7 protein-coding genes are annotated in these 10156 nt (G+C 36.5%); all 7 read right to left on the minus strand.

Going from position 1 to position 10156, the window contains the following annotated elements; genetic code table 11:
* Positions 1-114: 114 nt before the first annotated feature.
* Complete coding sequence (locus tag QM419_RS03900) at positions 115-2850, minus strand: MBL fold metallo-hydrolase (protein ID WP_414277953.1); 2736 nt, start codon at positions 2848-2850, stop codon at positions 115-117.
* Between the two features lie 129 nt (positions 2851-2979).
* A complete protein-coding gene (locus tag QM419_RS03905; RefSeq protein ID WP_414277954.1) occupies positions 2980-4836 on the minus strand; it encodes an LPXTG cell wall anchor domain-containing protein in 1857 nt (618 codons plus the stop codon).
* Between the two features lie 244 nt (positions 4837-5080).
* The gene (gene rpsU, locus QM419_RS03910; protein WP_000048054.1) at positions 5081-5257 is read right to left on the minus strand and encodes a 30S ribosomal protein S21; all 177 of its coding nucleotides are present in this window, start codon (positions 5255-5257) and stop codon (positions 5081-5083) included.
* 110 nt (positions 5258-5367) lie between these two features.
* Entirely contained in the window at positions 5368-5691 is a 324-nt protein-coding gene (locus QM419_RS03915; protein WP_414253488.1) for a hypothetical protein, read from the minus strand.
* 32 nt (positions 5692-5723) lie between these two features.
* A complete protein-coding gene (locus QM419_RS03920; protein WP_414277955.1) occupies positions 5724-6353 on the minus strand; it encodes a class I SAM-dependent methyltransferase in 630 nt (209 codons plus the stop codon).
* 101 nt (positions 6354-6454) lie between these two features.
* Entirely contained in the window at positions 6455-7162 is a 708-nt protein-coding gene (locus QM419_RS03925) for a glucosamine-6-phosphate deaminase (protein WP_414277956.1), read from the minus strand.
* A 149-nt stretch (positions 7163-7311) separates the two neighbouring features.
* Positions 7312-10041 (minus strand): GbpC/Spa domain-containing protein, encoded by a 2730-nt coding sequence (locus tag QM419_RS03930; RefSeq protein WP_414277957.1) that lies wholly within the window; start codon positions 10039-10041, stop codon positions 7312-7314.
* Positions 10042-10156: the final 115 nt, after the last annotated feature.

A 10156-nucleotide genomic window follows, 5' to 3' on the forward strand; every position in this document is an offset into this window, starting at 1 on the left:
TTGAAAATAAGCATTGGTAATATGAAAGCTATACAAAAAAGAATCAAGCTACATAATGTTGCTTGATTCTTTCTTAAAATGTATACCCGAAATATTTTATTTTCTTAAAAAATATTAAGAGGCTTTATCACTACTAGCAGGAATTGATTTATCTTCACTTGTTGTTGCAACTTCAGCTTTAGGTTCTACCGTCGTCGATTCAATGGTTGTTTCTTTCGTTGTCTGTTCTTGAGTAGTTTCCTCAGCAGTTGTTGTTTCCGTTGTGGTCGTTGTAGTTGTTGTCGTTACCCCATTAGGTAGCCATCTACCTTCACCATCGACTTTGTAACCATCAGGTGTAGTTCCATTACGAAGCATTGCACCACTTGCTTTGAAGTAATACCACTCACCTTTTTCCTGAATCCAACCTGTTCTCATTTCACCAGCGTTGTTAAAGTAATAGTTATCTCCAGAAACTTCATGCATTCCTGTAACCATTTTTCCAGTTTCATGGTCTAAGAAGAACCACTTACCAGCATACATGAACCAACCAGTCTCCATAGCGCCAGAGGCTTTATAATTGTACCAGTCTGTTCCATAAGAAACCCATCCAGTTTCCATAGCACCACTACCATTGAAGCTATACTTAACCCCGTCGATTTCTCGTCTACCAGTAACCATAGCGCCATCTTTATAATCTAAGTAGTACCATTTGCCAGCATCTTTAAGCCAGCCTTTTTTCATTTCGCCACTAGTTGCATAATAGTACCATTTACTGTCTATTTGTTTCCAACCTGTCGCCATAGCACCGCCATCGTTGAAGCGATATTGGATACCATCAATTTCTTTGACGCCTGTAACCATTACTCCGTCTTTTTGATCTAGGTAATACCATTTACCGGCATCTTTAAGCCAGCCTTTTTTCATTTCACCGCTTGCAGCGTAATAGTACCACTTGCCATCTGTTTGCTTCCAGCCCGTCGCCATGGCACCACTATCTTTAAAGCTGTATTTTTGGCCATCGATTTCTTTAATGCCTATGACCATTTCTCCATCTTTTGATTCGAAATAGTACCATTCATTATTGTATTTTAGCCAGCCTTTTTTGAGTTCACCGCTAGCTGTATAATAGTACCATTTACCGTCTGATATTTCCCAACCTGTCGCCATAACACCGCCATCGTTGAAGCGATATTGGATACCATCAATTTTTTTCACCCCGGTGGCCATTTCTCCAGTTTTTGGATCTAGATAGTACCATTTACCGGCATCCTTAATCCAGCCATGTCTCATTTCACCTGAAGCGCTAAAGTTATACCATTTTTGAAGATAGTACTGCCATCCTGTCCCCATTTCACCGATTTGATTGAAATAGTACAATTTACCATCAATCTCTTTGAAACCAATGGTCATATTCCTATTTTCATCAAGGTAATACCATTTGTTTCCAATTTTGTTCCAAGATAATGGTTTACCTTCATTAGAGAGAGCTCCTGTATTATCAAAGAACAAGGCTGTGCCATTGACGGTTCTAGTTCCGGTTTGCATGACTCCTTTTTCATCAAAATAGTAAGTTTTTCCATTGATAATAGCCAATTCAGCTTCCATTCGATATCCTTTAGTATTAACATAATACCAATGACCATCAAGAAGGAGCCATTCAGATGTTCTTAAGCGCCCCTCTTTATCCATATACAAGGATTTAAGGTTTCCCTCCGCATCAAAATCTTGAATCCATTTATTTTGTTGCAGATGACCTTTACCATTGAAGAAATATTTATCTCCATCAAAAGTATGCCAGCCTGTAGCCATTTGTCTATCACCAAAATAATATTTCTTAAATCCATCTTCAGTTACCCAACGTGCACTTGTACTTTGAATATCTGGAAATTCTTGAGAAATGTTATTAATGCCATCTTTTGTGATATCAAATACTGTCGCATCTTTTCGGTCGCTTGATGCATGAACGAGTTGAACATTCATTTGCTTCAATTTATCTCTAGTTGCTTGAACGTTAATATCCAACCCCGTTGTTTGTACAACTATAGATGGCGAAAGATTATTAAGAAAATTAATACTATTTGAAACTTTTCCGTCAAGATGATGGTTCCATTTCATCAAATCAACTTTCCCAATTTTTGGTCCTAATCGATCTTCAGCTCCATAAACATTATCAAGGTCCCCACCTAAATAAATTTTCTTGCCATTGACTGTAATCACAGAAACAATGGAATTTGGATTATCATCATATACTTTCTTTAATTTTCCATCTGGGCCATATTCATTCTTATAATTATAGAGTTGGATATCCATGTCGCCAAATTTGAAATGACTATCTTTTTCAGAGATATCCTGTACAACATTAACTTCATATTTTTTTGCAGCATTTAGTGCATTATTATAATTGAAGAGATTATCCCACAATCCCCATTGAGTCGAGATACGATCATCTGAATATCGTTTTAGATAAAACTTATCTACCTTATATCTTTGTAGAACTTCGTCCGCACCACCAATATGATCACTGTGAACATGAGTACCAAGTATAAAATCTAACTTTTTAACACCCAATTGATCTAAATGACGGAAAAGTCTATCTTCAATTGCATAGAAATTCGATGTCGTTGTTCCAACTCTTAATGGGTATAGTGGATTACTGCCATCTGGAAAATCATAGTCTTCCCCCATGTCAATCAGTGCGTAATGTCCATTGCTTTCAAGTAATATGGCATCTGTTCCTGGACTTCCCTTTGTATTGATAAAGTGAATTCTGTTCACACCAGATTGTGGAACAGTATCTGCTTCTACCTTTGCTCCCATTCCTAGGATTATAAATGCTCCCAAGACTACTGCGGTTTTCGCTTTTTTCATTGTAAAGCCCCCATAAATATTTCCTATTAATATGATTAATTATACCAAAAATAAGAAAAGAAAAAAAGGACTAGTCAACAAACTGTTGTCTAATCCTTCTGACTATTATTTCATAATAGATAGTGCACTTTAGTTATCCTTTTTCTTCAATCCCAAAGCTCCAAGACCAGCTACCAAGAGTGCTACTCCTGTTACAAACAATGATTCTTTAGAACCTGTATTTGGCAATTCCTTTTTAGGTTCAGACGTTGTAGACGTAGTTTCAGGTCTTGTTTCTTCAGTTGTTTTACCTGAAGGTGTTTCTTCACTTGATTTACCTGGAGTTGTCTCATCTGTTGTAGTTGTGGTAGTTGATTCTTCTGTTGTCGTTGTTGTCGAAGTAGTCTTTGGCTCTTCTGTTGTTGTCGTTGTTGTTGAAGTAGTCTTTGGCTCTTCTGTTGTTGTCGTTGTTGAAGTAGTCTTTGGCTCTTCTGTTGTTGTCGTTGTTGTCGAAGTAGTCTTTGGCTCTTCTGTTGTTGTCGTTGTTGTCGAAGTAGTCTTTGGCTCTTCTATTGTTGTCGTGGTAGTTGTAGTCGTAGTACTAGTTGTTGTCGTAGTTTGTTCAACTTTTTTATACCAGTGGATACGATTTCCTTCACGATCTTTTTCTGTTTTCACAAACTCATATCCATCAATAGCAGCCGGATCTTTCCAACCCTTATCCTGTGGTTTAAGATTTTCTTTTGTATCGATATCCTTGTACTCTGTAATAAGTGTATCAAGCACTAATTGTGCACCTGCAGAGTCATTAATGATACGGTAAATATAGATACCCTTTGAATCTTTCCCATCAATAGTTGCCGTAGCTACTTTCGAAACATCATATTGCATTTTTTCAAGATCAATCTTAGATTTATCAATGATGTTAATACGATTTTGACCAACACCGAAGAATACTCCTAATTCTTTTGGAACATCTCCTGAAATCATTTCAAGTGTGATTTTCTTAGCAGTAACAGAAGTCACTTTAAACTTAGGTGCTACACCTGTTGGGAACACATAAGCACCGTATTGGTTTACACTATAGCTACTATAGACAGGTAAGATAAAGTAAGCTTGGTGTGTATCACCAACTTTAATTGCGTCAGCTCCACTTGTTTTCCACTCGATACCTGAAGCATCATTGAATTCTAACTCAACAGTTGAACCAACTTTCATACCTTCACTTCCACGAACTTGGAATTCTGTATATGTTTCATATGAGCCATCTGCATTGAACTTAATTGTATTTCCAGAAGGTGGCATGTTAATTGAGTTTGTATCGGTTGCAAATTGTTCTACTTTCGGAATATCTACTGTACTTGTCACAGAAGAAGACCCCACTTTAATCACTTGGTTTAAAGTGTAGTCTTTATTTGCTATTACAGCTCCATTATAAGCGTTATCTGATTTAATTTGGAACTTGACTTGTTTCAATACATCTGGTTTTTCAGCTTCAATAGCTTTCGTAAATGTAATTTTTAATGTCGCGCGTGTTGATTCCAATTGAGCTTGTCGCATTTGAGCTGTATCGTTTGAACCTTGACGTGCTTTATTGACGTTTTCAAACGAAACAATTGAAATTTTACCAATTGTCTTACCTTCGTAAGTGACATCCTTGCCATTTAATTGATTTAAGATAGCGACGTTTTCTAATGTAACTGTAACATAGTCGCCTTCTTTCACATCATCTTCTGTAATTGAAAAAGAAAGGTCTACATCTGTATAGTATTCAAAGTATTTAATGTCATGGTTTTTTATGGTACCAGTCACTTCTGCAGCTACTTCTCTAGCTTCACGTGCAGGAGTTTCTGTAGTTGTTACAGCTTCAGCACTTGTTGTAGAAATTTGCTCAGCTGTCGTTGTTTCTTCAGCAGTGATAATTTCTTGACTTTGAAGCGCAGCCAAAAGCACTCCAGTAGACAACAAAGTGATCAATAATTTTCCAAACCTTTTCTGGTTTTTCATCCCTATTTACCTCCGTGTAAAATTACACTATTTTAACATGATTTTACTATATTTTTCAATTAATATCAACTAAAACGAATGATTGTTTTAAATATCAAATGAAAGTAAATAGATTTATAATATTCAGTTATTACACCCTTAAGTTTGATTTTTATCCAATTCCTAAATAATCATTGAAACATGTAAAATTATTCGGGTCTTAAGAATACAAAAAAGACTAGACAAGTCTAGCCTTTCGCTTCAATTAGAATTTTTTACGTTTACGAGCTGCTTCTGATTTACGTTTACGTTTTACAGAAGGTTTTTCATAGAATTCACGTTTGCGTGTTTCTTGAAGAGTACCAGCTTTAGTAACCGCACGTTTGAAACGACGAAGTGCATCGTCAAGAGATTCATTCTTACGTACTACTGTTTTAGACATTTTTTTCACTCCCTTCAAGTTCAAGATCTATTCTATTTTACATGGAATGATATGAATTGTCAAGGGGAAGCATACATTTATTCCTATTTTCCAGTTTATTAATTACTTTCTTACCTATACTTTATCAAATCATACAACTTTGTTACTGCTTGTTCAAAAGGTTCAATATATTCCCAATATTCATCAGGAAGATTTGAAATCTTACTCAAGTCATTGCTATCAAAATGATATACCAGATGACGAAGAATTTGATTTTCAATAAAATGCAAATCCCTCAGCTGATCTATACTAATAGAATCGATCTTTTCTACGTAGTGACATAAATCAGCCAGCGACTGCCTATCAAATACTTTTTCCTCGTGTAAATAATAGAGAAAGCTTTCGTTTTCAGCCTTTTTATTATCTTCTATCAAATTCCTATTCTTCATATTCATTCTGATTCCTCCTGTAAAAGATTTTAAAAAAGCTACTTTTTAACAAATCCTTTACGAATTTTATAAAGGATCCACGATCCCTTTCTTTGACTAGTTACGAGCTCAAAGCCTACTGATAACAAGAATCGTCTAAATGCTTCTTCGCTTTGAACCTCTGGTAAAAAGTAAGATAACTTGTTATATTCACAAGCCAGTAAGAGCATCCCGTCTGATTTGAGTATTCTTCGAATTTCCATAAAAGAAGCCTCTAGATTCTGCCAATGAAAATGAGTTTGAAAGGCTGTGATTAAATCAACACTTTCATCAGAAAAACCTGTCTCCCTAACGTCTCTTCGTTCAAAATTTAGATTAGTCATCTCCCTCTGTTTGGCTTGAGCTATTGCGGTATCTGAAATATCGATTCCAGTTATAGTACTTTGCGGAAAAGTTTCTTTCAGTAGGATGGTTGAACGGCCGTTCCCAACTCCTACATCTAAGATTGCAGGGTAAAATGTCCTATCCAGATGACGAATTGCCCATACAAACATGGGGTGATAGGCTCTATTCCACAATTTCATCATTCGTTTTCCTAGAATACCTGAAGGGTTCTTTGATTGCTGAATGAGACGACAAAACAGTAACATTAAAAGTAAAAAACAAATAAAACCGATTATATAAATCAAAGTTCGAACCTCCTCTGTATAGCTATATTATACCACTTTAGCAGGATAGTGAACATTTGAAGTAAAAAACCACTCACTACAAAGAGCAAGTGGTTGTGAATTTATTTTTCAAGCAAGCTAAGTGCTTCTGCATCCGCAATAATAGTTACATCTGGATGGTTTTGCAAGCTACTTGCTGGAAGACTTTCAGTAACTGGACCTTCAACAGTTCCAGCGATGGCTTCTGCCTTAGATTCACCATAAGCAAAGAGAAGAATAGATTTTGCATCTAGAATATTTTTAATTCCCATTGAGATAGCTTGTGTTGGTACATCTTCAATCTTATCAAAGAAGCGGGCATTTGCTTCAATAGTAGACTGATCAAGATCTACAAGGTGTGTTTGACTATCAAACGGAGTTCCTGGTTCATTAAATCCAATATGTCCATTTCGACCAATTCCCAATATTTGCAAATCAACTGGATGATCTGCAAGAATTTGGTTATAGCGTTCTACTTCCTCTTCTGCATTATCTTTTACACCACGCGGTAAAAAGCTTTCTTTGAATGGCTTTTTATTGAATAGATTTTCTTGCATAAAGTAACGATAAGATTGAGGATTATCCCCATCAAGTCCTACATATTCGTCCAAGTTAACACTTGTAAGATTTGAAAAATCAAGGTCACTCTTAACGATTTCTCCATAAAACTCAAGCGGACTGCTACCTGTCGCAAGTCCTAATGTTTGAGCACCGTTTGCTAACTTTTCTTTTAAAATTTCAAAAGCTACTTTTCCACCTTCTTCAGGATTTTTTACTTGAATAACTTTCATAATTGTTCCTCCATATTTTTTTATTTCATTATATGGTATAGACCAATTTTTGTCAAGTGTAAACGGTTTAATATTTTAAATTTTATAGGAAAATGTTGAAAAAAAGAGAAGACTAAACTAGTCTTCTCTTTTTAAATTGTCAGAATGAATTAGTCTTCTTTTTTCTTTCTTGACAAAGCATAACCGGCAGTAGCTAAACCAATAAGTGCTGAATAAGTCATGAATGATTGTTCAACTGAACCAGTATTTGGCAATGATTTCTTAGATGGTTCTGGCTTAGGTTCTGGCTTAGGTTCTGGTTTTGGTTCTGGCTTAGGCTCTGGTTTTGGTTCTGGCTTAGGCTCTGGTTTTGGTTCTGGCTTAGGCTCTGGTTTTGGTTCTGGCTTAGGTTCTGGCTTAGGCTCTGGTTTTGGTTCTGGCTTAGGCTCTGGTTTTGGTTCTGGCTTAGGCTCTGGTTTTGGTTCTGGCTTAGGCTCTGGTTTTGGTTCTGGCTTAGGTTCTGGCTTAGGTTGTGGTTTTTCATTTTCCTTGATAAGCACAACATTTTTATTCCATTCAACAACTGGTTTTTCTGTTTCTTTCTTAACAGGATCCTTCACCAACTCAGGTGCTTCTGGTTTAACCGGTTCATTTGGTAAGACAGGTACAGTTTTATATTCTGGTTCTGTCGGTGGAACTGGTTTTTCTTTAACAGTTGGAACTTCAGTCAATTCTGGTTTTTCAGGTTTAACTGGAGGTGTTGGTTCTGTTGGTTTAACTGGCTCTTCACCTGGATCTTGAGGGAAGCCAACGTTTGAGTTGATAGAGAACCAATAGAGAGTTGCTTCGCCTGTTGCGTTAGCACCTTTTGCTGTAAAGTCAAGATGACCATCTTTCAAAATAACAGCAGCACCACCATAGTAAAGGTAAGGGCTCTTAGGATCATCCCAACCCTTAGTTTGACTTGAAGAGTCTGCATTAAATGTAGCACCTTGAGCCATGTATTGGTTTTGTTCTTTAGCAGATACTTCTTTTGTAGATGAATCTTGGTCTACACTTGAATTTGGAAGTTTAATAAACTCTTTGTCACCAATGTTTACAGACTCAACGTGAGGAGTATCTTGGTGTTTCATTTTTGGTGTGTATCTCAAAACACCTGATGTAGCGTCTACAGTGTAAGAACCGATAACGTCTGATTTATCACCAAATGTGTAATCTTCAGTACCAACTGAGTGACCATTTCCGCCACCAGATGCGTTCACTGTTGTAGCATCAACTGTTGTTTCTTCAGTTACTTTGAAGGCATCATCAACCCATGTTGCTTTTTGAGCAACAATTTTCAAAGGATTATCAGCATTGATATCAACTTCTGCACTACCGAAGTCAGCTTTACCGCTTTTCACAACAACGTCTGCACCATCAAGTTTTGGTTCACTTCCATCTGAATATGGATCCCAAGTTCCACGAACTGTATTGCCTTCGCTATCTTTAGCTTCAACAACTAGAGGACGAGGTTTGTCATTTTCAACATAAGATGCACCATTCCAGTGGTTAAGTGAGTTAAGGGCAAGGATTGCATTGTGTTGTGACAAATCAATCAATTGGTCATTTTCATCATAAAACTCAATGTCAACACCAACTGTAACTGGGTTTTCAGTATCAGTTGAGCTACCAATTGTCATTGTAACCGCTGGATCGTTATAAATTTGAACGATTCCTTTTCCATCTGATGATGGAAGGCTCTTCACTTCGTATTTATAAACAACTTTTGCAATACGTTTTTCTTCGCTACCTTTTACAATTTTAGCTTGAGTAAGTCCTGTGTATGTAACATCAAATTTGTCTCCGACTTTTACAACTCCCCACTCGATTTCATTGTTAGCATATGGGTTTGTAGTTGTCACATCAGAATCTTGAAGATTCTTTGTTTCATACATCTTAGTAGCTTTACCATCACCGTACATACGAGCTTGACCTTCTTTTGTCAAGTAAGTTGTTAATCCAGTTGTTTGGTGTGTGATTTTAGTTGTTTCACCATCAGCAAGTTCTTCAGAGAGGAATGTCAAATCTTGTTTGTATTTTTCAGGATTTCCACCACGCTCTGCAACCATCTTATTGAAGGCATCTTTAGCATCATCGTATTGTGCTTTTTTCTTGTTGTAAATTTCGAGCTCAATCAAGTAAGCAGCTTGCGCTTCATCATAAACAGCTTTTTTAGTCTTGTATTCAGCTAATTTAGCTTCATAATCTGCTTGAGCTAATTTATTACTTTCAGTAGCTTCTTGATTTGCTTTTACAGATGCATTATATGCTGCAAGAGCTGTGTTATATTCTTCAAGTGCTTTTTCATAAGCAACACGTGCTTCTTCATTACTTTTTTCTACTGCTGTTTTTTCTGCTGTTTTTTCAGTCAATTCTTTTTCGTAAGCAGTAAGTTTTTCGTTGTAAGCTGCAAGCTCTTTATCGTAGTTTGCTTGTGTAGCAGCATTTTTAGCATCAACTTCAGCTTTTTCTTTTTTGTAAGCTTCTTGATTTGCTGCAGCTTCAGCTTTGTAATCAGCTACAGTTTTATTAATATCTGTAACTTGTTTTTCGTAATCTTTTGCAGCAGCTTCCTCAGAATCTTGCTTTTTAGTTTCAGTTTCTTTAACTTCAAGACCTTCATTCGTTGCAGCAGTTTTAGCTTCTTCCAACTTCTCTGGAACCGCAACTTCTTTTGTTTCTTCTCCAGCTACTGTTGTAGTTGAAGTAACAGGTGTAGTCGCTGACGAAGTCTCATCGGCAGATACAGTCGCAATACCTGCAGCAGCAATCACTGTTGCGACTGCAACAGAACCAAAAGCAACTGAGGTTTTTCTCAAGGCATACTTAATCGTTTTATTATTCTTTAACGATGACATGACAAACTCCTTTTTAATGTTTTTTATCTATGCTTCTCAAGCAAAAAGAATTTTTGTTCTTCGAAGTCCCAAAAATCATATCATAAATAATTTTAAAAGTCAAGCATTTTTATTT

The organism is Streptococcus infantis (assembly GCF_047464715.1).
Classification (GTDB): Bacteria; Bacillota; Bacilli; order Lactobacillales; family Streptococcaceae; genus Streptococcus; species Streptococcus infantis_S.